Raw genomic sequence first — 25,558 nt, 5'->3', positions numbered from 1 at the left:
CGCCAAATATTTAGGGCTGAAAGACTCCTGTTTCTTTTATTTTACCCTCCTTCCTGCATAATGTAAGGCACATTATTTTGGTAACACTATGAGGATAAAAAAAGCTCAAAATGAAAAAATAGCTTTCATTTTGAGCCTCTAAAATAACATTGCTTTTCGATAGTCATGTTCAGTCCGCTTTTTCCTTGATAAGCCCTGTGCGGTATCCTGCCAGCAGTTTCTTGAGGTCTTCGATTTGGACTTCCAGTTCTTTTCCTTTATCAGTGTCTTTCACCATCATGCGTTTGGCGCTCATTTCTACGATTTGGGTGGTCGACTTGATGTCAAGCCCTTCTTCGATGGCGCGCTGGGTGGAGGTGAACGGTTCGTGCTGAACCAGCTGGAAGCCGCGCGAATGATAGACCAGCGTATAGCCTGCGATGCCGGTTTCGGGCTGGTAAGCTTTCGAGAATCCTCCGTCTATCACCATGAGTTTGCCGTTCGCCTTAATCGGCTTTTCGCCTTTTACGGCTTTTACGGGCACGTGTCCGTTGATGATGTGGCGGTGTTCGCCTTCTACGCCGAACTCATCCAGTATCATGTCGCAGATGTCTTCACGGTCACGTAGCTGGTAGTAATACCCTTTTGTTTCCACATGGGTTTCCTTGTCGCTTACGAAATACCGTTCGAAAGTTGCCATCTTGTCCTTGTCGAAGGCAGGCGAGTCTTTTCCGCACCACAGGTACCACATATAATCCAGGGCGAAGGCTTTCTCGGGGCTGTCGTTTTCGTCGAAATAGGCGGTACGGATTAGCTGGCCTACCCGTTTCAATAATGATTGCCCTTTGTATTTTTTGCCCAGAATCTCTATTTCTTTCAGTGTGCCGTCTGCGTTAAGCGGCATGGAAGCATGGAAGAGCAGGTTGGAGTTGCATACGTTGTACATGCATCCGTAACGGAAAAGGCATTTCATGTGTTTGCGCAGTTTCTCGCTTCCGACAAACGAATTGTGCAGTTTCTGCACGATGTCTTGCTCTTCGGCACTCAGGCGGTAAGGGTCTTTGGGGTCTACGGTAGGGAAGAAGGTATCGCGCAAGGGGTATTCCTTCCCGTCTATCCGGACCGTATGCTTGTCGAAGTCGATGCGGTGCAGCAGCATTCTTCCTTCCATTTCGAATTCGGGGCGGCGGCGGATGATTCCGGCTTCGAGCTTGAACTGGATGATGCTGATGGCTTTGTGCATCTGGGCAATGAGGCGTATGGTTTTCTGGTTGTCTGTATTGGTGGCTTCGTCGATGCGCGGTCCGAAGAGTGTGCAAGGGTCGTTGGCATAAGTCTCCATGGCAAATGTGGCAAGGGGCAGGAGGTTGATGCCATATCCGTCTTCCAGCACGGAAAGATTTCCGTAGCGCATGGCAAGGCGTAATACGTTGGCGATGCTGCAATCGTTTCCAGATGCCGCTCCCATCCACAGGATGTCGTGGTTTCCCCATTGGATGTCGAAGTTATGGTAATCGCACAGGGTGTCCATGATGATGTGCGGACCGGGACCGCGGTCGAAGATGTCGCCCAGGATATGGAGCGTATCGATGGTGAGGCGTTGTATCAGGTTACATAGTGCCACGATGAAATCATCGGCGCGGTGCGTATCGATGATGGTGCTGATGATGACATTGATGTACGCTTGCTTGTTAGGATCCATGCTGCTTTCATGCAGGAGTTCTTGGATAATGTATGAAAACTCTTCGGGCAGCGCTTTCCGCACTTTCGACCGGGTGTATTTCGACGAAACGTTCTGGCATACCTTTACCAGCTGGTTCAGGGTGATGACATACCAGTCTTCCAATTCGTTTTCCGTTTCCTTCACCAGTTGCAGCTTTTGTTCGGGATAATAGATGAGGGTGCAGAGTTCTTTTTTTTCCGCTTCGCGCAAGGTGTTTCCGAATATTTCGTTCACCTTCCGCTTGATGGCTCCCGAAGCGTTTCGCAACACGTGCTGGAAAGCCTCGTATTCTCCGTGCAGGTCGGCAAGGAAGTGTTCGGTACCTTTGGGCAAGTTGAGTATCGCTTCCAGGTTGATGATTTCGGTGCTGGCGGCGGCTATGGTCGGGAAGCTGTGTGAAAGCAATTCAAGGTAGCGCATGTCTTCCTGAATTATTTCCGCGGTGATTTGGTTGTAGGGTTTCATGTCGTTTTTCAGGTTAGGAAATTAATAATTGACAATGAATAATTAATAATTGACAATTGATCGTGATGATGCTGTGCTTCCCCGTTATTAATCGTTAACTATTAATTATTCATTGTATGCATTTATAAAAACAATATCAGTATCAGCTGGGCGATGATTACGCGGGTAAACATGCCTAACGGATAAACGGTAGCATAACTTACGGCAGGGTTGTCGTTGGGGATGATGTCGTTGGCATAATTCAATGCCATGGGGTTTGCCATGCTTCCGCAAAGCATCCCGCAGGTGTTGCCGAAATCGACATGAAAACACCTCAAGGCGACCAGTGCCATAATGACTACGGGTACAAAGGTAATAATAAATCCGATACCAACCCACAATGCCCCTTCAGGCCGCATCACGGTTTCGAAAAAATGTGCGCCGGCATCCAACCCCAGGCAGGCGAGATACAGGGAAAGTCCGATACCGCGGAGCATCAGGCTGGCGCTTCGGGTGGTGTAGGTGAGCATGTGCAGGCGGGGCCCGTACGAGCCTATCAGGATTCCGGCTATAATGGGACCTCCGGCGAGACCTAACTTGACGGGTGAGGAAATGCCCGGAATGGCAATGGGGATAGAGCCGACGACCAGCCCCAGCACGATACCGATAAAGATAGACGCTAAGTTAGGGTCTTTCAGTGTCTTGACGGTATTGCCCAATACTTTTTCCACATTCTTGATAGCGGCGGCTTCGCCTACTACGGTCAGACGGTCTCCCAGCTGGAGTACCAGTTCGGGAGTGGCGAGCAATTGCACTCCGCTTCGCAATACCCGGCTGATGTTGATGCCGTAAATGTTGCGCAGGCGGAGCGAACCCAGCTTTTTCCCGTTTATTTCGGGACGGGAAATAACGATATGCTTCGAGATAAGCTGGCTATCGATGGCATTCCAGTCGATGTCTTCCTTGTTCCAGTCTTTCTGTTCTTGCTCTCCGAACAGGATGGTGAGTGCCGCCACGTCTTTTTCGGTGGTGACTACCAGCAAGCGGTCGTTCTCTTCCAGCGTTTTATCAGAGGTAGGGATGCATACTTGTCCGTTTCTCCACAAGCGGGAAATGACGAATTTGCTGTACCCCATGTGGACTAACTCGTGGATGGTCTTGCCGAATATGGCTGGGTTATGCACTTGGAACGTGGCGATGTACGTATGATTGGGGTCATCGTGCGGGTGTTCTTCCATATCCGACGGGCGGACAAATAGCTTTTTAACCGCAATAATGGCTAAGATGACTCCTATTACACCCAGCGGATAGGTGACCGCGCAGCTCAGTGCGGCTCCGCTGGTAGGCTCGCCCAGTTGTTTCAAGGTCTGCTGGGCAGCCCCAAGTGCCGGCGTGTTGGTGGTGGCTCCGCACAGGATGCCTACCATGTCGGACATGGGGATAGGGGTGAAGGCGGTTAGTGCCACCGCCATGAGCGTACCTAAAGCGATGACTCCCAGCCCTAACAGGTTCAATCGGCATCCCCCTTGACGGAGGGAACTGAAGAAACCCGGACCTACCTGTAAACCTAAGGCATAGACGAACAACACCAGCCCGAAGCTTTCGGCATAGTTCAGCATTTGCGGGTCGATGGCAAAGCCTAAATGCCCGGCAAAAATGCCCATGAAGAATACGAATGTCACGCCCAGCGAGATGCCGCAGATGTGTATTTTCCCTAAAGCAAGTCCCGTAGAGATGATAAGGGAAATGATAATGACCGCCTGCAGGGCGGTTTGCTCAAAAAACAAATTATATAACCATTCCATTTGGTCTGATGCTTTTGTTGGACAATGTGCGAATAAACAATGTGCCAATAAACAATGTGCCAATGTGAGAATAGATTATCACATTGCCACATTATCACATTAGCACATTATCACATTGTCACATTTTATCTTACGAATAACAGTTCACGGTACTTCGGAAGTGTCCACATCTGGTCGTCTACAATCAGTTCCAGCTTGTCGATGTGATAGCGGATTTGTTCCAGCATGGGAGCGATTGTATCGTGGTAAGCGATGGCTTTTTCGCGTTGTCCCTCGATTTTATTCGCTACTTTTCGGGCTTCTACCATGGCATCGACATGTTCTTTAATATAGCCGGTGTGTTCGGCTATCTGCTTGATAATCGCTATGTTCTCGGCAGATAACGTTTGGGCTTCATCGGCATCGAACAAGGATTTCATCTTATAGGCATTGTCTATCAGCTTGGTCTGGTATTCGATAGCCACCGGCACTACGTGATTCATGACCAAGTCGCCCAATACGCGTGCCTCAATCTGGATTTTCTTGGTATACATCTCCCATTTCACTTCGTTGCGGGCTTCCAGTTCCTTGCGGTTCATGACACCGGTTGATTCGAACATGCGGATGGTGTCCGGTTTCAGGTAATTGTCGAATATCAACGGGCAGCTGGTCTCGCAATCCAGTCCGCGGCGTTTGGCTTCTTCTTCCCATTCTTTGCTATATCCGTTACCGTCGAAGCGGATGGGTTTGCATTCCTTGATGTAGCGGCGCACCACTTCGATAATGGCGGAAATCTTCGGTTCGCCGTCCTCTATCAGGGTGTCTACGTCTTTCTTGAATTGGATGAGCTGCTCTGCCACAGCGGTGTTCAGGGCAATCATCGCACTGGCGCAATTGGCTTCCGAACCCGGTGCGCGGAACTCAAAACGGTTTCCGGTGAAAGCGAAAGGCGAGGTGCGGTTGCGGTCGGTGTTGTCTATCAGCAGTTCAGGGATTTGCGGGATGTCCAGACGCATGCTTTGCTTGTCTCCCAATGCGATTAAATCGCTATTGGTGCTTTCTTCCAGATGGTCGAGCACTTTGCTGAGCTGGGTGCCGAGGAAAGACGAGATGATTGCCGGAGGCGCTTCGTGCGCTCCCAGGCGATGTGCGTTCGTTGCGCTCATAATGGAGGCTTTCAGCAGTCCGTTATGGTGATATACCGCCATCAGGGTGTTGACGATGAACGTGATGAAGCGCAGGTTCTCTTCGGGAGTCTTGCCCGGTCCCATGAGCAGGATGCCGTTATCTGTCCCCAATGACCAGTTGTTGTGTTTTCCCGACCCGTTGATTCCCTTGAACGGCTTTTCATGGAGCAGGACGCGGAAGCCGTGGTTTCGCGCCACTTTGCGCATGAGCGACATGATGAGCATGTTATGGTCTACGGCAAGGTTGCATTCTTCGTAGATGGGAGCCAGTTCGAATTGGTTCGGGGCTACTTCGTTATGGCGGGTCTTCACGGGAATGCCCAGTTCCAGGGCTTGAATTTCCAGGTCTTTCATGAAAGCGGCTACACGCGGGGGAATCGCTCCGAAGTAGTGGTCTTCCAATTGCTGGTTCTTAGAAGCTTCGTGCCCCATCAGGGTACGTCCGGTAAGCAATAGGTCCGGGCGGGCTGCATACAAGCCTTCGTCTACCAGGAAATATTCTTGTTCCCAGCCTAAGTAGGCGATAACCTTTTTTACGGAAGGGTCGAAATAGTGTACCACATCAAGCGCCGATTTGGTCACGGCTTGAATCGATTTCAATAGCGGAGCCTTATAGTCGAGCGATTCTCCGGTATAGGCGATGAATACCGTAGGGATGCACAAGGTGTCGTCTACGATGAATACCGGAGAAGAAGGGTCCCAAGCACTGTATCCGCGTGCTTCGAACGTATTGCGCACGCCTCCGTTGGGGAAAGAAGAGCCGTCGGCTTCTTGCTGTACGAGGAGCTTTCCGGAGAATTCTTCCAGCATGCCTCCTTTGCCGTCGTGCTCCACAAAAGCGTCGTGCTTCTCTGCGGTGCCTTCGGTCAGGGGCTGGAACCAGTGGGTATAGTGGGTTACGCCCATTTCAATCGCCCATTTCTTCATGCCTTCCGCCACTTCATCGGCGATGCTCCGGTCGAGTGCCGCACCGTTATCAATGACATCTGTCAATTTGGCATATACCTTGCTGGGCAGGTATTTGAACATCTTTTCACGGTTGAATACATATTTCCCGAAGTATTCGCTGGGACGTTCTGAAGGAGGAATTACTTCTACCGGCTTTTTATGAAAAGCTTTCTCTACTACTCTGAATCTTAACTTAGACATAATGATTACCTCTGTTGTTGTTTTCTTATTATAATATGTTGTATTTCGTTGCTTACAGACATTGGCACAGGCGTTGCATGGCTTCTTGGATGCGCTCTTTTTTCCCGAAAGCCGTAAGGCGCAGGTAACCTTCTCCGTTCGGTCCGAAACCTACACCGGGAGTGGTCACAACCTGAGCTTCGTATAATAGTTTTTCGAAGAACTTCCACGAGGAAAGCCCGTCGGGAGCCTTTACCCACAAGTATGGCGCGTCTTCTCCTCCGGCGGTTTTCAGCCCGATGCTGGTGAGCGCCCGTTTCATGAGTTGGGCGTTGTTCATATAATACTGGATGTGGGCTTTCACCTGTTCTTTTCCTTCCGGTGTATAAATGGCTTCCGCCCCGCGTTGGGTGATGTAGGAAGTGCCGTTGAATTTCGTTTCCTGATGCCTTCTCCATAGCGGGGTGAGCGGAATCCGTTTCCCCGCCAATGTGCCTCCGGTCAGTTCTTTGGGAATGACGGTATAGCCGCATCTTACTCCTGTGAAGCCGGCGGTTTTCGAGAAACTCCGGAATTCTATCGCTACTTTCTTGGCGCCTTTTATTTCGTAAATCGAATGCGGAATGTCCGGATGCTGGATATAGGCCTCATAGGCTCCGTCGAAGATGAGAAGCGTATCGTTCTCCAATGCATAATTCACCCATTTGCGCAGCTCTGCCTTGCTTAGTACGGTGCCCGTAGGATTGTTGGGATAGCATAGATAGATAATGTCCACACGCTGTTTGGGGAGTTGCGGAATGAAATCGTTTTCCGGAAGGCAAGGCATATAGACCACGTTGCTCCATTTCCCGTCTGCCAGAAGTTCGCCGGCACGTCCGCACGAAACGTTCGAGTCGATATAGACAGGATAAATCGGGTCGGTCACTCCGATGCTGTTGTCATGGCGCAAGATGTCGCCGATGTTTCCCGTATCGCTTTTGCTTCCGTCGCTCACGAAGATTTCGCTTGGCTCCAGGTGTACGCCGCGCGGGTTATAATCGTGTTTGATAATGGCATTGATAAGGAAAGGATACCCTGCTTCTGGACCATATCCGCGGAATGTGCTTTCATGCCCCATTTCGTCTACGGCACGGTGCATGGCTTCGATGCAGGCTTGAGGGAGCGGAAGGATAACGTCTCCTGTTCCTAAGCGGATTAAGTCTGCTTTCGGATGCGTGACCTTGAACGAATTGACTTTCTTTTCCACATCGGAGAAGAAGTAATTGTTCGGCAATTTCAGGAAATGTTCGTTTACTAATGCCATATCGGATACTGGTTATGTTAGCCTGTTTTCGCGTGCAAAGTTACAAAAATCTATGGAATAACCGCCGGAATCGGGCAGATTATAGTAAAACAAAATGGGTTTGCGGAAATAGAATGGAACACAGAGACACAAAGGCACAGAGTTTTATTTATGATTTTACAATTTATGAAGTACAATTAAATTCTTGGAATAGTAAATCGTACATTATACCAATAACTTGTGGGGGCAGGGTTTGCCTGCCCGAAAACATCCACGTGAACGTATACGGGCGGGCGAACCCCGCCCCGACATTGGCTAATTGCGGATATTCAGAAAAATAAATTTTCCTCCGTGTCTCTGTGCCTTTGTGTTCAATACCGGGACCGGTTGCAGGCATTTTATTTCACCTTTCCTCCTTGCATCCAGCAACGCTTGTAGTAGGTCTCGTCCAAGCTGCTTACGATAACGCCTTGGCTGGTGCTGGCATGAATGAAACGGTCCTCTTTCAGGTAGATGCCTACATGGGTGGCATGCCGCTTGTTGCGCCCGTTGTGGAAGAACACCAGGTCGCCTTCTTCCAGTTTGCTTTTGCGTACCTTGCGGCAATTCTCGGTGCGCTGGCGGTCGGAGTTCCGTTCCAGCCGTTTGTGGTACACCTTGCGGTAGATATTGCCGGTAAGCCCCGAACAGTCCACGCCCCGTTTGGAGGTTCCGCCCGCACGGTAGGGCACGCCTATCCAGCGTGCCGATTCGACATAAAGCCGGTGGTTGTCTTCCATGCCGATGTCCATATTAAGGCGTAGGGCGGCTTGTGCCAGCTCGCGGTAATCGTAGTGTGGGGCGCGTGTGCCGCAGGAGGTGAGGAAGGCGAGGAGTGCCGCGATGAGGAGTATTTGCTTTTTCATGGGTGTGCTATAGGTTTACTTGTCATTCTTCGGTTCCGATTTCGAAATAGCTTTCCAGCTCGTGCTTGGCATCTTCGTTTATCGGCGTGATGTCGCGGATGATTTTCCCGTGCTCCAAAAGGGCGATGCGGGTGCTGATTTCTATCGTATGGGTCAGGTTATGGCTCGACACGAGGATGGTGGCGCCCGTTTCTTGGTTGTAGGCTTGAAGCAGGTGCCTCAATGCGGATTGCGAGCTGGGGTCGAGGAAATTGAACGGTTCGTCCAGAATCAAGAGCTGGGGGCGGTTAAGCAGGGCGGCAAGGATGCCCGTCTTCTGCTTGTTGCCCGCCGAGAAGTTCCGGATGAGTTTCTTTTGCCCTAAGATTTCGCCGTTCATAAAGCGTTCGTAGGGTGCAAGACGTTCGTCTACGGTTGCCTTGTCGAGCCCGCACATCTTTCCTACAAAATAGAAATATTCTTCAGGAGTAAGATAATCGATAAGGAAGCTTTCGTCCATGTAAGCGCCGGTAATGTCTTTCCACGCTTCGCTTTGGCTCACTTCGATATCCCCGATGCATACGTTGCCTTCATCGGCTTTCAAGAGGTCGAGAATAAGGCGGAAGAGGGTGGTTTTCCCCGCTCCGTTATTACCCACCAGTCCCAGGATTTCACCGGTATGGATGGTGTAGGAATCGATATCGAGTACGGTGCGTTCGCCGTATTTCTTTTTCAGGTTATTGAGAGTTATTTCCATGAGTTTTTTGAGTTTTTAAGTTTGTATAGTCAATCAGAAATGAATTGCGAGAATCGGTGTAATGCCTTTATGTTGAACACAGAGGCACAAAGACACGGAGAAAAATTTATTTTTCAATATACGATATACGATTTCAATGATTTAATTGTACTTCGTAAATTGTAAAATTGAAAATAAAACTCTGTGCCTTTGTGTCTCTGTGTTCCATTCCATTTTTCGCAAACCAATTTTGTTTTACTTCAGTGGGTTATCTTGTATTCCTGAACCCTTCCATGTTGCGGTATCTTCGTGCCATGAAGCGGGTGTAGATGTTGCCTATCCACCAGCGGTGGGTCAAGAAGCCTGCCAAGCCTAACATGCCCATCGCGATATAGCCGCCTGTACTTCCCAAAAGCAATTCCAGCCCACGGTTGATAAGGAGCGGGACGGTGAATGAGGCGAGGATGATGACCGTCTGGTACACGTTGTTGTTCTGGCGTTTCCCCATCACGCCCGTATTGAGCGGTGCGGTCTTGTCGTTGTACACCGCCATCTGCATCGTGACGGGGAAGACAATCCCCATGGTGAACAGGCCGTAAGAAACCACCATGAGCAGGGGAATCGTCGCCCGGAATACCGGGACCAGGCAGAGGATGAAGGGGATGGCAAGGAGGGCGCATTGCACGTAGTATTTGGCGCGGAGCATGTTGTACACGCTTTCCCGGCGCACCATCAGCCCGTCGATGTAATTCCCTTCTATCGCCATGACCTGGCTTAATGTAATCAGCCCTAAGACGCAATAGCAATACAGGCAGATGAAATTGTTCATGTAGCTTCCTTCGTAGACATCGAAAGCCAGTGCTACGGCAAACATCACCATGATGGCGATGAATCCCCAGAACTGGCTCCGGGGGGTCTTGTTGCGGAAAAGCATCTTCAGTTCCAAGCGCATGTATTCGCCCACGTTCCCATACCGGTCGAGGAAGCTGTAGTCGCTGATTTTCTTCAGTTTGGTGTCTTCCACACGCGAGAGTTCGCTATAAATAAGATGGAGCTGCACCTTGTAGTTGATGAACCCCATCAGCCCGATGCCCGCTAATGCGCCGAGGAAGGCGAGGGGATTCCAGAGGATGAAACCTTCGCCCCAGTTCATCGTGAAGGTGCTTACCCAATGCGTGCCGGGAAGGAACTCCAGCAGGGCAAGTATCCCGTAAACAGGCAGGCACCAGCAAATGTAGGCGAACTTCTGGCGCTTCAATACACGGATGAGCATGCTCCAGTAGCTGTTCATCACGGTGAGGAGCCATACGCCCACGGCATATCCCAGTATGCCCGCCAGCCCGTAGAAGCGGGTGACGCTCAGCAGGGCGAAAGGCACGAAAAGGAAAAGCCAGAACAGGTTGAAGGGGTTTACCGCCTCGCGCATCAGGAGTACCGTCATGATTTTCCGTTTCGGTATGGGAAGCAAGAGGAAAGGCTTGACTTCCTGAATGGGAGTAGGGAACAGGAACCTCACCAGAAAATCGAGTGCCAGCACAATGAGCAGGCCTTTGTTGAGGATATGGTAGGGTTCCATGCCGGGGAAGCCTTCGGAAAAAGCCGAGGGCAGCAATACCCCGAACAAGACGAGGTATGCTGCCCAAAACGCGATTCCGAGATATACCATGACTTTGGCGAAGCGGTTCTTCTCGAACATCGGGCTTCGCTTTTCGTCAAGCTTGTGTAATTTTCGTATATCGAAGAACAGGTGTGTCATATTTATTTCAGCTAAGTAAGTGGGCAAAATTAAATGATATTATCAGAAACGCAGATTTTCACAGATTAGCGCAGATTAAGAACAGATAATTAGAATAATATTCTGCGAAAATCTGCGTTAATCTGCGTTTCTGAGCCGACACATTATATAAGCTAATTATGAATAGTTGCTTATCAGTTAATGTCGCCCGAAGTCATGCTCACTTCGATGCGGTTCTTTTGAGCTGCAAACGCTTTGGCGAATTGCTGGAGGTCGGCGCTCGTGATGCTGTTCACCAAGTCAACGTATCCGGTGCGCGAATCCATGCCTTCCCATAGATAGTCGTGCAGAAGCCCCATCCAGTATCCGTTCTCCTTTTGGTTGGCTTCATAGGTCTTCAGCATGTATTCTTTCACTTTGGCAAGCTCTTCCGCCTTCGGCCCGTTGGAAATGAAATCATTGATGCCCTTGTCGATAAGCGCGCTCATGTCCGCCCGTTTTCCGGGGTCGGTATCGAAATAGATTTGCAATACGCCTTCCGGTTTCGGGTATTTGCTCAGGTCGCCTTGCACGCCTACGCCGTATGACGCTCCGGCTTCCTCGCGTACGGTTTCGGTATATTCCATGGTGAGGAGTTGCGCGAGCATGCTCATCATCAGCTTGTTCTTCAGCGTGTAGTCACAAGTCCCGCTTTCCACGATGAGGACGGTCGCCTTTTCGGTCTGCAGCTCTTTGTGGAAGACGTTTCTCCATTCGCCTTTGCGGATGTTGAGGTTCACGTCGCGGAAGTTCTCCTTGCGTCCCGTAGCGGGCAATCCGCCCAGATAGGTCTCGATAAGCGGCGTGGCGGTCTCCGGATTGATGTTGCCCACGAAGATGAACGTAAAGTCGCTTGCGTCCGCAAAGCGGTCTTTATACATTTCCATGACCTTGGCATAGTCTATTTGGTCCACCTTATCGGCTTTCAGGCGCATGACGCGCGGATTGTCTCCGTATAGCATTTTCGTCACCGTATCGCTCAACGCCGTATTCGGGTTGGCTTCCTGGTTGGCAAGCGCGGCTTTCATGCGGGTCTTGAACGATTCGAAGGCGGCCTGGTCGGCACGCGGAGCGGTGAAGGTAAGGTAGGTGAGCTGGAGCAGTGTCTCCAGGTCTTTGGGCGCGCAGCTTCCGTTTACGGCTTCGCTCAGGGTGCGCACCGAAGGAGATACCGAGACCACCTTGCCCGCCAATACCTTTTGCAGGTCGGTAGCGTTGAAGTTGCCCAATCCGCCCAATGAGATGACGTCGTCGAGCACCTTGAATTGCAGGGCGTCTTTATCATCGAACAAGGAGTTTCCTCCTGCGCTGAACGCCTGCATCCGTATTTCGTCTGCCTTGAAGTTAGTGGGCTTCAGCACCACACGCACGCCGTTGCTCAGGGTCAGGACGGTCGATTCGTATTGTCCCTTTTCGGTAGTTACGACCTTTCCTCCGGCTGGCTTTTCCTGCATCAGCGGTTCGTCGGACACCTTGTCTACATACGCTTCCAGCTTTTCGGCACGCACTTCTGCCAATGCCTTGCGGATGTCTTCCTTGGTGGGATAGCTCATGCCGGGCTTGTCCGGGCAGAAGAGGCATACCGCCATGTTGGTATCGTTCACCAGTTGTTTGTAAAGGCCGTTCACGCCTTCCAGCGGGATGTTCGGAACCACCTGGTTCATCGTGGCGTATTCGTAGGCGATGCTCGGGATAGGCTCTCCGTCGATGAAGTTGGATACATATTGGTCAACGAACTGCTCGTTGCGCATCTTGTTGCGTTCATTGTACACGTTCTCCAGATTGCTCAGGTAATCGGCTTTCGCACGGGCATATTCGCTGGCGGTAAATCCGAACCGGCGCGCGCGCTCCATTTCGCGCGTCAGGGCTTTCAGGCTTGTCCCGATGCCGTTTTCCTTGCAGATAGCCACACCGGTAAAGGCTTTCTTGGTCTTGGCGAGGATGAAGTCCATGTCTTGCACGCCGGCGTTGATGAATGGAGGGGTGGCGGTTTGCAGGAGTTCCTGCAGGCGCGCGTTCAGCATGTGGGATATCGCGTAGTCCATGAATGAATATGCCAGATAGCCTACGGTGTTCTTCATCTCGGCTGGGAAAGGCTCGTGCTTGTGGAACACCATGATTTGCGTGATTTCCTGCTCTTTGTCCTTGTTAACCGAAACGATGGGTTCCTTATTGTCGGGCACGGGGAAGTAGGTGCGTTCCGCCGGATTAGCCGGCATCTGGATCGGGCTGAACAATTTCTTTATCTTGGCTTCGATTTGGTCTACGTCGATGTCGCCCACTACGATAATGCCCTGCAAGTCGGGACGGTACCATTTCTCGTAGTAATCCCGCAAGGCCTGATACGGGAAATTGTCTACCACCTCCATGGTTCCGATGGGCAGGCGGTAGGCGTATTTGCTTCCCGAGAACAGGGTGGGGAATGCCGTTTCGTACATGCGCATCATCGCTCCCAGGCTGGTGCGCCACTCTTCGTGGATGACACCGCGCTCCTTGTCTATTTCTTTCGGGTCGAGGGTAAGGCCGTCTGCCCAGTCATGCAGGATGAGCAGGCAGGAGTCGATAACCCCATCACGGGTGACGGGCACGTTGCTGATGTTGTACACCGTTTCGTCTATCGAGGTATAGGCGTTCAGGTTGGCGCCGAACTTTACGCCGACAGACTCTAAATATTCACGCAGGCTGGTGCCCGGAAAATGTTGGGTGCCGTTGAAGCACATGTGCTCCAGAAAGTGGGCAAGCCCGCGCTGGTTGTCTTCTTCCAGGATGGAGCCTACCTTTTGCGCGATATAGAAGTCTGCCTGGTTCTCGGGCAGTCCGTTGTGCCGGATGTAATAGGTCAGTCCGTTCGCTAACTTGCCTATCCGTACGTCAGGGTCGGTAGGGACAGGAGGCATCTGCTGGGCAAATGCCGTGCCCGTGCTCCCGAGGAGGAACACGGCGATAAACGCTTTTCTAAAAAACTTTTTCATGATAAAAATGAGTATAATAAAATGGGTCCGCGAAAAACAGGATAGAACACAGAGGCACAAAGACACAGAGTTTTATTTTTAATGAATGTCCGCCATTAGCCAATGTAGGGGCGGGGTTCGCCCGCCCGTATGCGTCCAGGTGGATGTTTTCGGGCTGGCAAACCCTGCCCCTACAGTTTATTGGTAAAATGCGGACATTCATATATTTATTTCTCCGTGTCTCCGTGTCTCTGTGTTCAATAAAAATCTGCGGAAATCTGTGTTTCAACTATCCGAATCATAACATCCCGTTTGCCGAGAGGTAGCGTTCGGCTTCGATAGCCGCCTGGCATCCGCTTCCGGCGGCGGTAATCGCCTGGCGGTAATGCGGGTCGGCCACGTCTCCGGCGGCAAACACGCCCGGTATGCCCGTACGGGGCGTTCCGGCTTCGGTCAGGATATAACCCGTCTCGTCGGTCTTTACCCACGGCTTGAAGATGTCCGAGTTCGGCTTGTGTCCGATAGCGAGGAAGAAACCGTCGACAGGCACGTCGTAACGCTCCTCATCAGGCTCGCCCATGCGTTTCACCACGTGCATTCCTTCCACGCCGTTTTCGCCGTACAGCCCTACGGCATTGTGTTCGAAGAGCACCTGGATGTGGGGATGGCTTAACACCCGTTCCTGCATGATTTTCGAGGCGCGCAGGTAGGGCTTGCGCACCACTAAGTAGACTTGCTTTGCCAGTCCCGCCAGATAGATGGCTTCCTCGCACGCCGTGTCGCCTCCGCCCACAACGGCTACGGTTTTCTTCCTGTAGAAGAACCCGTCGCAGGTGGCGCACGCGCTCACGCCCATGCCGGCGTATTTCTTTTCGTCTTCCAGCCCCAGGTATTTGGCGGTGGCGCCGGTCGAGATAATGACGGTGTCGGCGCTGATTTCCTTGCCTTCATCGGTCTCGAAGGTATAAGGAGCCTTGCTCAGGTCGGCTTTGACGATGATGCCCGGACGGATGTCGGCTCCGAAGCGTGCGGCTTGCTTGCGCAGGTCGTCCATCAGCACCGGTCCTGTAACCCCTTCGGGATAGCCGGGAAAGTTCTCCACTTCGGTGGTGATGGTGAGCTGGCCGCCCGGCTGGAGGCCTTCGTAAAGCACCGGCGCGATATTGGCGCGGCTGGTATAGATAGCTGCCGTATAGCCGGCAGGGCCTGACCCGATAATCAGGCATTTCACATGTTCTGTTGCCATATTCATTTCGTTTTTATGTGTCTGTTTGTTTGTTTTTCGAAACAAAGATAGCGTTTTTTCTGGAAAAAAACAGGTTTTCTGTATTATTTCACCACAGAGGTACACAGAGTTGTTTTTATTGTATAAGTAAGTATGCAAAATGAAATGATATTATCAGAAACACAGATTTTCGCGGATTAACGCAGATTAAGAACAAGATGATTAGAATAATAATTCGCGAAAATCTGCGTTTCTGGGCTGACCATTATATAAACTGATTCTCAACATCTACTTAGCTATTATTAAGATTCACTATTTTTGTGGATATTCCACGGAAAAGCATTATCTTTGTGTAACCACTATAAATAAGCGTGATATGGAAGCAACAGCAAAGAAAATCTACGCTCCCGACGAGTTGGTATGTGCGGTGGCTATACATCCGGGAGAAATGCTCAAGGATGAATTGCAGGCACGTGGAATGTCGCAAAGAAAATTTGCCGGGATAATCGGTATGCCTTATACGGCATTCAACGAGATAATCAACGGCAAACGTCCGATAACCACTGATACGGCATTGAAAATCGAGGCTGCGACAGGGATTGCCGCAACGATATGGCTCGGTTTGCAGACTGACTATAATATGCAGGCAGCCCGGCGGGACAACAAACTTTCCGCCATATTGGAGAACATACGCAAGTCGGTCGCGGTTCTCTGAAAAACCGTACAACTCTTATCGTATTCCCGATGACCTTAATTCAAGTGAGGTCATCCTGCGGGATAGGGTAATTTGAAATTACCTCGTCTCAAAGATAGGGTGGTTTGAAATCACCTTATCTCAGGGATAGGGTACTTTCAAGGTACCTCATCCCACGGACATGAGGCCGGTTGAAACGACCTCGTCTTACGGACGGATGCAAGAGGGGTATAGGTTGAAACGACACCCCTGCGCACAGTATGATTTCAATTCCTATCATCTTTCCGATGACCTTGTTTCAACCAAGGTCATCTCGTGGATGAGGTTGTTTGAAACAACCTCGTCTCAAAGATAGGGTGGTTTGAAACTACCTTATCTCAGAGATAACCTACTTTCAAGGCAGGTTGTTATTGCCTTGCGCTATCATCGTAGAGACGATGTGCACATCGTCTACAGAAACGGTGTGAGCCGGGAGGGAGTGAGGGAGGATTCACTTCACAAAGATACGAAAAATTTTTCAATTGGCAAAGAGCAATTGACAATGGATAATGGACAATTGGCGGATTATTTTTCAACCGTGTGCTTTAAGCCGGTGAAACACAGGTATTTGCACGGGCTCGCAGCTATATGTATCGGGCTGTGCATATAGATGCATGATGTATTCATTATAGCTGCATCTGCAAAAACTTACAGTTACAATCCTTACAATTACCGTTTATGAAAGCGAGCGGAAAGAGAAGAAAGAATTACATAATATACTATATATATAAATATATATATTTATATATATAAATTTTATAAACACTTTTCTCTCTGCCACGAGACCGTAAAAACGATAAACGTAATTGTAAGGATTGTAACTGTAAGTTGTAAGTTTCCTGAAATTGATTACAGTTGATTACAATTACAATCCTTACAATTGCATGTAGCAAAGACGTATAACATCTAACAATCTAACAATCTAACATCTAACAATAACGTTTATGAGAAAATGAAGACGAATGGGGAAATATAACATAAATATTTTATATATATAAATATATATATATATATTTATATATATAATATTATATTGTAATACTCATTCTTTCTCGGGCGCACAGATTGGTAAAACGTTATTGTTATATTGTTAGATGTTAGATTGTTAGATCTTGAAAATGATTTGCAACCTGATCCAGCAGTATATTTATTCTCGTATCTTGCTGATTTACAGAGGTACATGTAAACAGTCCGCATTGTATTAACAGATTTTTACATTCGCCCGTTTCAAATCCATTGCCGTGTGGAAAAGAATGCTTACCTTTGTACGTGAGAGGGAAAAGGGGATAAGCAAACCGGGCGGGAAACGGTGCAGGAAGGAGGGCAATGCACAGATCCATACCGTGCGGCGCATGAATTGCGGATGCGGTATATCCGTTTTTTAGCGGGGATTTGAAAGAAATTTCGTATCTTTGCGCTTCGTTTTTTTAAAATTATTGGATATGAAGTCAGATATAGAAATAGCTCGCAGCATTGAGCTGATGAAAATCAAGCAGGTAGCCCAGAATTATGGGATTCCGACAGACTATGTGCACCATTATGGGAGGTATATGGCAAAAGTCTCGGAGGAGTTGATTGACGAAGAAAAGGTGAAGCAAAGCAATTTGATATTGGTGACCGCCATCACCCCGACCAAGGCCGGCATCGGCAAGACCACCGTATCTATCGGGCTTGCCTTGGGGCTGAACCGCATCGGACGGAGAGCTTTCTGCGCCCTGCGCGAGCCTTCGCTCGGACCGTGTTTCGGCATGAAGGGAGGAGCCGCCGGAGGCGGATATGCGCAGGTGCTCCCCATGGAGAAAATCAATTTGCATTTCACCGGCGATTTCCATGCCATCACTTCGGCGCATAACATGATTGCCGCCTTGCTCGACAACTATATGTACCAGAACCAGGACAACGGTTTCGCCATGAAGGAAGTGTTGTGGAACCGGGTGCTGGACGTGAACGACCGCGGCTTGCGGTATATCGTCACGGGGCTGGGAGGAAAGTCGAACGGCATCACCCGCGAATCGAGCTTCGACATCACGCCGGCATCGGAAATCATGGCGATTCTCTGCCTGGCGAAAAACGAGGCGGACCTGCGCCGGCGCATCGAGAATATCCTGCTGGGATTTACCGTCGACAACAAGCCTTTTACCGTGAAGGATCTGGGCGTGGCGGGAGCCATTACGGTATTGCTGAAGGACGCCATTGCGCCCAATCTGGTGCAGACCACCGAGCATACGCCCGCTTTCGTCCACGGCGGCCCGTTCGCCAATATCGCCCACGGATGCAATTCCGTCCTGGCTACCAAGCTGGCTATGACCTTCGGCGAGTATGTGGTGACGGAAGCCGGATTCGGCGCCGACCTGGGTGCGGAGAAGTTTTACGACATCAAGTGCCGCAAGGCGGGGCTTCAGCCCAAGCTGACCGTTATCGTCGCTACGGCACAGGGGTTGAAGATGCACGGCGGCGTGAGCCTTGACAAAATCAAGGAACCGGATATGGAGGGCTTGCAGAGAGGTTTTGCCAATCTGGACAAGCACATCGGGAACCTGCGTTCGTTCGGGCAGACGGTGGTGGTGGCGTTCAACCGCTATGCGAACGATACCGAAGAGGAAATCGCGCTGGTGCGCCGCCATTGCGAAGAGCTGGGCGTGGGATTTGCCGTCAACAACGCCTTTGCCGAAGGAGGCGCGGGAGCGGTGGAGCTGGCGCAACTGGTCGCAGACACCATCGAGCGGCATCCCTCGCAGCCCTTGCGTTTCGCATACGAAGACGCCAACCGCATCGAAGAGAAGATTGCGAAGGTGGCTACCCGCCTGTATGGGGCGGCGGAAGTGACCTACAGCATCACGGCGCGGAAGAAAATCAAGATGGCGGAGTCGTTGGGTTATGATACGTTCCCCGTCTGCATCGCCAAGACCCAGTATTCGTTTTCTACCGACCCGAAGCTGTACGGCGTGGCAAAAGGCTTCGAGTTCCACGTGCGCGACATCGTGCTGAATGCCGGGGCGGAAATGCTGGTGGTCGTAGCGGGTGAGATTATGCGGATGCCGGGATTGCCCAAAGAGCCTCAGGCGTTGCATATCGACATCGTGAACGGGGAAATAGAGGGATTATCGTAAAATAGAGAATTGATTGAACACAGAGACACGAAGGCACAGAGTTTTATTTATTGAGAGAGCAGAGTTCACGGAAAAAAGGTTGGCTCTGTGAACTTTGCCTTCTCTATATTTATTTCTCCGTGTCTCTGTGCCTCTGTGTTCTAAAATCAGAAAGAAATGAAAAAACGAAGAGGATACATCATTGCAGGCATCGTTGTAGCCGTGTTTTCAGGCATTGTCGGAGTAAGGCAGTACATGAACTACCTGGCGCAGCCTTTGGACGAGGTGGAAGTGACCGACTCGGCGGAAGTGGACAACATCGTGCGCAAGTACGGGATACCCGTTTCGGACTATCAGATTCAGTATGGGATTGTAGAGCCGGGGCAAAACCTTTCTGTCATCCTTCGGAAGCACGGTTTGTCGCTGGCGGACGTGCATCGGCTGACGGAAAGCGCCAAGGGGGTGTTCGACGTGCGTAAGATACGGGAGGGGCAGGCGTATGCGGTGTTCTCTACGGAAGACAGCATTCCGCAAAAAGCCTATTTCGTCTACGAAGAAAGCCCGAAGTCGTACATCGTCTTCGACTTGCGCGAGGACTACCGGGTGACACGCGGGGAGAATCCCGTGACGTGGGAACGCAAGACGGTAGGCGGGAAGGTAGAATCGTCGCTATGGGTGGCGATGCAGCAAAGCGGCACGAATCCCCAGCTGGCGCTCGACCTTTCGAACATCTTCGGGTGGAGCATCGACTTTTTCGGCCTGCAGAAGGAAGACGAGTTCCGCGTGTGGTACGAGCAAGAGACCGTAGAGGGAAAGGAGCTGCAGAACTTCCACGTCCTGGCGGCTTCGTTTGCCTACGGCGACAGCACGTATTACGCCATTCCCTTTGTGCAGGACGGCGAGGAACTCTATTACAACGCCGACGGGAACAGCCTGGAAGGCGAGTTCCTGAAGGCTCCGCTGGACTATTACCGCATTTCGTCCCGTTTCTCGAACAGCCGTTTCCATCCGGTATTGCGCAGGTACAGGGCTCACCATGGGGTTGACTATGCCGCTCCGAAAGGCACGCCCGTCTATGCCATCGGAAAGGGAAAGGTGATAGCCAAGGCGTATCAGGCGGGCGGTGCGGGCAATTACCTGAAGATACGCCATAACAGCCGGTATACCACTACGTATATGCACTTGTCGGGTTTCGCCAAAGGCATCAAGGTAGGTTCGGAAGTGAAGCAGAAGGAAATCGTCGGTTATGTGGGAAGCACGGGCTTGTCTACGGGCCCTCACCTCGATTTCCGCGTTTACGATAACGGCACGCCCGTCAATCCGCTTACCATCAAGTCGCAGCCCAAAAAGCCGATAAGTGATGCCAACCGCCCGCAGTTTGCCATCGTCCGCGACTCCTTGCTCCGGGTGCTCCGGGGGATTGAGGTGAAGGCGGATACATCCCGGCATGTGCAATGATATGGTAGCACAAAATTGGTAAGGGTGTATCAAAACTGAAATTACTTTTTGACAGCCGTTTTTTATTTATTGAATATCCGCAAACATCCCATGTAGGGGCAATTGGGTGAAATACGGATATTCAATTTTTATAGTAAAACAAAATTGGTTTGCGAAAAAATCTTGATGTATTGTCATCCTGAACGAACGTGAAGGATCTCGTGTACATCCACGTGGGCGCATCCGAGATGCTTCACTTCGTTCAGCATGACAAATGATTTTTCGCAATTCATTTCTGATTGACTATATTTTGATACAGCCTCTTCATTTCTTTATATAATCTGTCAGTCCGGAAACGCGGATTCACACGGATTTTCGCGGATTATTATTCCTTAATCTGCGTTAATCCGCGAAAATCTGTGTTCTGATCGTATCATTTAATTTTGTACGCTTACTTAGTTCATTAAAAATTAGTATCTTTGCGCCCGTTATTTCCAAAAAAGATTTCTAATGTTGCGTTTCGTTTTGCTTATTTGTATGTTCGTGGGCGCCGCATCCGGTTCTACCTTTAACCGGGCGGAAGGGGAAAAAGAAGTCCCGCAAGTGAAAGTGCCTGACCGCTGCCTTCAGTTATACCGCGAGATGGACCTGGAGGGGAGGGTGGATTATACCGCTTTCCGCCAGGCGGTGACGGGGTATTACCGCATCGGGGAACGGAAGCGGGAAGTGTTGACTTTGATTGATTTCTCGAAGCCTTCCACGCAAGAGCGCCTGTACGTGTTCGACATGAAACGGAAGAAGATGCTTTTCTCGTCGGTCGTTTCGCATGGGAAAAACAGCGGGAATAACTATGCCACTTCTTTTTCTAACGAAGACGGTTCGCTGAAAAGCTCGTTGGGATTTTATCTGACCGAATCTACTTACCAGGGCAAGAACGGCTATTCTTTGATATTAGAGGGGCTGGAGAAGGGGATAAACGACCATGCGCGCCGGCGTGCCATCGTGGTGCATGGTGCCGCTTACGCCAATCCTTCGGTTATCCGCAATGGGGGAAGGCTGGGACGTAGCTTCGGATGCCCGGCGGTTCCGGAAAAGCTCTCGCGTCCCATTATTGACGCCATTAAGGGCGGGAGCGTGATGTATATTTACGCCGATAAGCCCGATTATTTGGCTCAAAGCACCGTTTTGCATACGATTTGAATTGAGAAGCTGTTTTGAATTTCTCCAAAAAGTTTTCTTGGCTTGATGTATCCGTTTTCGTGTGTGCTTTGGGCGATTTTTTGGTCCTTTTCGCTCCTGTTCTTCGTCAGATAGCCCGCTATCTTCCTCATCACAGAAGCGAAAATGCCTCAAAAACTCATCCCAAATCATCGCACGATAAATTCAAAACAGCTTCTGAGGCGAATCTGTTGCATAAGTCAAAAACAAGTGCTACCTTTGCCTAACTTTTAGTGAAACTTAGATTTATAAACGTTTAAAATATGTTCAGAAGTCATACTTGCGGTGAGCTCCGGCTCGCCGATGCAGGCAAAAATGTGACGCTTGCCGGTTGGGTACAGCGCTCACGTAAAATGGGAGGGATGACCTTCGTCGATCTACGCGACCGTTATGGAATCACCCAGCTGGTTTTCAATACGGAAGTGAATGCCGAGCTTTGCGAGCGTGCCAATCATTTGGGACGCGAATATGTGATTCAGGCAAAAGGCACGGTAAGCGAGCGTTCCAGCAAAAACGCCAATATCCCTACGGGAGACATTGAAATCATCGTGTCGGAATTGAATATCCTGAATGCGGCGCAGACGCCTCCGTTTACAATCGAAGATAATACTGACGGAGGGGATGACCTTCGGATGAAATACCGTTACCTTGACTTGCGCCGTACTGCCGTTCGCAAGAATTTGGAACTCCGTCACCGTATGACCATGGAGGTGCGCCGTTATCTGGACAGCAAAGGATTTCTCGAGGTGGAAACTCCGATGCTGATCGGGTCTACTCCAGAAGGCGCCCGCGACTTTGTGGTTCCTTCCCGTATGAACCCGGGACAGTTTTATGCGCTTCCTCAATCGCCCCAGACATTAAAGCAATTGTTGATGGTATCGGGATTCGACCGGTATTTCCAGATTGTAAAATGTTTCCGTGACGAGGATTTGCGTGCCGACCGCCAGCCTGAGTTTACTCAGATAGACTGCGAAATGAGTTTCGTAGAGCAGGAAGACATCATTCAGATGTTCGAAGGCATGGCGAAGCATTTGTTCAAAGAACTTCGTGGCGTGGAACTGGCCGGACCGTTCCAGCGGATGCCGTGGGCGGATGCCATGAAGTATTACGGAAGCGATAAGCCTGATTTGCGTTTCGGCATGAAGTTCGTCGAGCTGATGGATATTCTGAAAGGATACGGTTTCTCTGTATTCGACAATGCGGCTTATATCGGCGGTATCTGTGCCGAGGGTGCCGCTCACTATACCCGTAAGCAGCTCGATCAGCTGACAGAGTTCGTAAAACGTCCGCAAATCGGCGCGAAGGGCATGGTTTATGCCCGCGTGGAAGCAGACGGGAATGTGAAATCGAGTGTTGACAAGTTCTATAGCCAGGAAGTCCTTCAGCAAGTGAAAGAGGCGTTCGGCGCGAAACCTGGCGATTTGATTCTCATTTTGAGCGGAGACGATGTCATGAAAACCCGCAAGCAACTTTGCGAGTTGCGTTTGGAAATGGGTAATCAATTGGGATTGCGCGACAAAGACAAGTTTGCATGCTTGTGGGTGGTAGACTTTCCCATGTTTGAATGGAGTGAAGAAGAAGGCCGCCTGATGGCAATGCACCATCCGTTCACACATCCGAAAGACGAGGATATTCCGTTGTTGGATACCGACCCTGCTTCGGTACGTGCCGATGCCTATGACATGGTTGTCAACGGTGTAGAAGTAGGAGGGGGGTCTATCCGTATTCACGATTCGGCTTTGCAGGAAAAGATGTTCGAAATTTTGGGCTTTACTCCTGAAAAAGCCCAGGAGCAGTTTGGCTTCCTGATGAATGCGTTCAAATTCGGCGCGCCGCCTCACGGAGGTTTGGCATACGGTCTCGACCGCTGGGTATCGCTCTTTGCAGGGCTTGACTCTATTCGTGACTGCATTGCTTTCCCGAAAAACAATTCGGGCCGTGACGTGATGTTAGACGCTCCGGGTTTCCTTGACCAAAAACAATTGGACGAGTTACAATTGAAAGTGGATATTAAAGAATAAGTGGCAACTGACTGATAAATTGAACACAGAGACACGGAGACACAGAGTTTTTTATTTGCCGTAACAAAATTTTTTGTGGCTTTGTGTCTCTGTGTTCAAATTTGATAATAAACTACATGAAAGAATCTGTGCGAATTATTCGCTTCGCGATAGTAGGAACGCTCAATGCGCTGATAACGGCATTAGTAGTATGGCTATTGATGCACATTGAGGGGGAAAGTTATATTATAGCGAACATCATTGCTTATATCATTGCGCAGGTTCATAATTTCATTTGGTGCAAATATTGGATATTCCCTTTAGAAACGGATGATAAGAGGAACAGCTTTTGGCATCAGGTGCTGTTTTTTGCAGGCGCTTTCCTGTTGGCATATACTACCCAGTTTCTGTTCCTCCTGATGTTGGTCGAGTTGCTTCATTGCAATGAATATCTGGCTCAGTTCTTAGGGCTTTTTATTTATGGCGCGGTTAATTTCATGACCAACCGGCATATCACCTTTCGCTGACATTATGGACAGAAGATAAAAATAAAGGCTGGCTAATCCGTTTCGGGTTAGCCGGCTTTTATATTTCCATGATTTACTCTCGGCATTTCACTTTTTTTACTATCTTTGTTCACAGAAAAAGATAATGATAAGACCATGAAACACGAATCTATGTATTTACATCCGGAACTGGAGACTATGCCTCGGTCGGAAATCAACCGGCTCCAGATGGAGAGGCTGCAACAGACTTTACAACGGTGTATGTGTATTCCTTTTTATAAGCAGCGTTTTGCTGAAATAGGGCTGAAACCAGAAGATATACATACATTAGACGACTTGCAGAAGATACCGTTTACTACCAAGCAAGATTTGCGCGAGCACTATCCTTTCGGGCTTTCTGCCGTTCCATTGGAAAAAGTGGTGCGCTTGCATTCTTCCAGCGGGACAACAGGCACACCAACCGTTATTCTTCATACCCAGCACGATTTGGACGAGTGGGCGAATGCTGTAGCACGTTGCCTGTATATGGTAGGATTACGCAAAGGGGATATTTTCCAGAACTCATCTGGATACGGCATGTTTACGGGAGGGTTGGGATTCCAATACGGGGCAGAGCGCCTGGGAATGCTTACCGTACCCGCAGCCGCAGGGAATACCAAACGCCAGATTAAGTTTATTACAGACTTCGGGACAACCGCTTTGCATGCTATTCCGAGTTATGCGGGACGGCTTTATGAAGTGATGGAAGAAATGGGGATTGACCCGCGCCGTGACACAAAACTTCGCACGTTGATTATCGGAGCCGAACCGCATTCGGACGAGCAGCGCAGGCGCATTGAGGATATGCTGGGAGTGAAAGCGTATAATTCGTTCGGCATGTCGGAAATGTGCGGTCCGGGTGTGGCTTTTGAATGCCCTGAACAAAATGGGCTGCACATCTGGGAAGACTATTACATTGTAGAAATCGTTAACCCCGATACGCTGGAGCCTGTGCCCGAAGGGGAAATCGGAGAATTGGTATTGACTACCATTAACCGTGAAGCAATGCCTTTGTTGCGCTATCGTACACGTGACTTGACCCGCATCTTGCCGGGTGATTGTCCTTGCGGACGCCATCACAAACGGTTGGACCGCATGAAGGGACGAAGCGACGATATGATGATACTGAAAGGCGTGAATATTTTCCCCATCCAGATAGAAAACATCTTAATGCAATTCAAGGAATTGGGTAACGAGTACCTTATCACCCTAACCAATTTAGAGGCGAATGATGAAATGACCGTGGAAGTGGAACTTAACGACTTTACCGATGACTACGGTTTCTTGCAACGCCTGACAAAGGAAATAACCCGTCAGCTAAAAGACGAAATACTTATCACTCCGCGTGTGAAACTTGTGCCCAAAGGAAGCCTGCCCAAACAGGAAGGCAAGGCCGTGCGCGTAAAAGATTTAAGAAAAACATTAATATAAACAGACAC

General features: G+C 49.9%; 16 protein-coding genes. 7 read left to right on the top strand and 9 right to left on the bottom strand.

Going from position 1 to position 25,558, the window contains the following annotated elements:
* Positions 1-169: 169 nt before the first annotated feature.
* The 9 genes from BACSA_RS03480 to trxB form a co-directional block, all read right to left on the bottom strand.
* The gene (locus tag BACSA_RS03480; RefSeq protein WP_013616737.1) at positions 170-2,167 is read right to left on the bottom strand and encodes a fructose-bisphosphatase class III; all 1,998 of its coding nucleotides are present in this window, start codon (positions 2,165-2,167) and stop codon (positions 170-172) included.
* Positions 2,168-2,289: 122 nt separating this feature from the next.
* A complete protein-coding gene (locus BACSA_RS03475; protein WP_013616736.1) occupies positions 2,290-3,951 on the bottom strand; it encodes a putative transporter in 1,662 nt (553 codons plus the stop codon).
* A 125-nt stretch (positions 3,952-4,076) separates the two neighbouring features.
* Positions 4,077-6,266, bottom strand: coding sequence for a glutamine synthetase III family protein (locus BACSA_RS03470; protein ID WP_013616735.1), 2,190 nt, complete (start codon positions 6,264-6,266; stop codon positions 4,077-4,079).
* A 52-nt stretch (positions 6,267-6,318) separates the two neighbouring features.
* Entirely contained in the window at positions 6,319-7,548 is a 1,230-nt protein-coding gene (locus tag BACSA_RS03465; RefSeq protein ID WP_013616734.1) for an LL-diaminopimelate aminotransferase, read from the bottom strand.
* 377 nt (positions 7,549-7,925) lie between these two features.
* Positions 7,926-8,432: a C40 family peptidase gene (locus tag BACSA_RS03455; RefSeq protein ID WP_013616733.1), complete on the bottom strand. Its 507-nt coding sequence runs from the start codon at positions 8,430-8,432 to the stop codon at positions 7,926-7,928.
* 22 nt (positions 8,433-8,454) lie between these two features.
* Positions 8,455-9,168 carry an ABC transporter ATP-binding protein gene (locus BACSA_RS03450; RefSeq protein WP_013616732.1) on the bottom strand — a complete coding sequence of 238 codons (714 nt, stop codon included), beginning with the start codon at positions 9,166-9,168 and terminating at the stop codon, positions 8,455-8,457.
* 247 nt (positions 9,169-9,415) lie between these two features.
* On the bottom strand, positions 9,416-10,903 hold the full coding sequence (locus tag BACSA_RS03445; RefSeq protein ID WP_013616731.1) for a DUF5687 family protein: 1,488 nt from the start codon (positions 10,901-10,903) through the stop codon (positions 9,416-9,418).
* A gap of 173 nt (positions 10,904-11,076) precedes the next feature.
* Positions 11,077-13,893, bottom strand: coding sequence for a M16 family metallopeptidase (locus BACSA_RS03440; RefSeq protein ID WP_041583865.1), 2,817 nt, complete (start codon positions 13,891-13,893; stop codon positions 11,077-11,079).
* Positions 13,894-14,170: 277 nt separating this feature from the next.
* A complete protein-coding gene (gene trxB, locus BACSA_RS03435; RefSeq protein ID WP_013616729.1) occupies positions 14,171-15,118 on the bottom strand; it encodes a thioredoxin-disulfide reductase in 948 nt (315 codons plus the stop codon).
* Between the two features lie 355 nt (positions 15,119-15,473).
* Here trxB and BACSA_RS03430 point away from each other — a divergent pair, with 355 nt between their 5' ends.
* From BACSA_RS03430 to BACSA_RS03395, 7 genes are all read left to right on the top strand, one after another.
* Complete coding sequence (locus BACSA_RS03430; protein WP_013616728.1) at positions 15,474-15,812, top strand: HigA family addiction module antitoxin; 339 nt, start codon at positions 15,474-15,476, stop codon at positions 15,810-15,812.
* A gap of 1,460 nt (positions 15,813-17,272) precedes the next feature.
* Positions 17,273-18,940, top strand: coding sequence for a formate--tetrahydrofolate ligase (locus tag BACSA_RS03420; RefSeq protein ID WP_013616727.1), 1,668 nt, complete (start codon positions 17,273-17,275; stop codon positions 18,938-18,940).
* A gap of 156 nt (positions 18,941-19,096) precedes the next feature.
* Positions 19,097-20,377: a peptidoglycan DD-metalloendopeptidase family protein gene (locus BACSA_RS03415; RefSeq protein WP_013616726.1), complete on the top strand. Its 1,281-nt coding sequence runs from the start codon at positions 19,097-19,099 to the stop codon at positions 20,375-20,377.
* Between the two features lie 489 nt (positions 20,378-20,866).
* Complete coding sequence (locus BACSA_RS03410) at positions 20,867-21,556, top strand: murein L,D-transpeptidase catalytic domain family protein (RefSeq protein ID WP_013616725.1); 690 nt, start codon at positions 20,867-20,869, stop codon at positions 21,554-21,556.
* 281 nt (positions 21,557-21,837) lie between these two features.
* Complete coding sequence (gene aspS, locus BACSA_RS03405; protein WP_013616724.1) at positions 21,838-23,595, top strand: aspartate--tRNA ligase; 1,758 nt, start codon at positions 21,838-21,840, stop codon at positions 23,593-23,595.
* A 116-nt stretch (positions 23,596-23,711) separates the two neighbouring features.
* Positions 23,712-24,101, top strand: a complete 390-nt coding sequence (locus BACSA_RS03400) for a GtrA family protein (protein WP_013616723.1) — start codon at positions 23,712-23,714, stop codon at positions 24,099-24,101.
* A gap of 150 nt (positions 24,102-24,251) precedes the next feature.
* Complete coding sequence (locus tag BACSA_RS03395) at positions 24,252-25,550, top strand: phenylacetate--CoA ligase family protein (protein ID WP_083802639.1); 1,299 nt, start codon at positions 24,252-24,254, stop codon at positions 25,548-25,550.
* The last annotated feature ends 8 nt before the right edge of the window (positions 25,551-25,558 follow it).

Source organism: Phocaeicola salanitronis DSM 18170 (assembly GCF_000190575.1).
Taxonomy (GTDB): domain Bacteria; phylum Bacteroidota; class Bacteroidia; order Bacteroidales; family Bacteroidaceae; genus Phocaeicola; species Phocaeicola salanitronis.
Note: the sequence above shows the minus strand (reverse complement) of the source record. Positions and strands in the feature narration are given on the sequence as shown.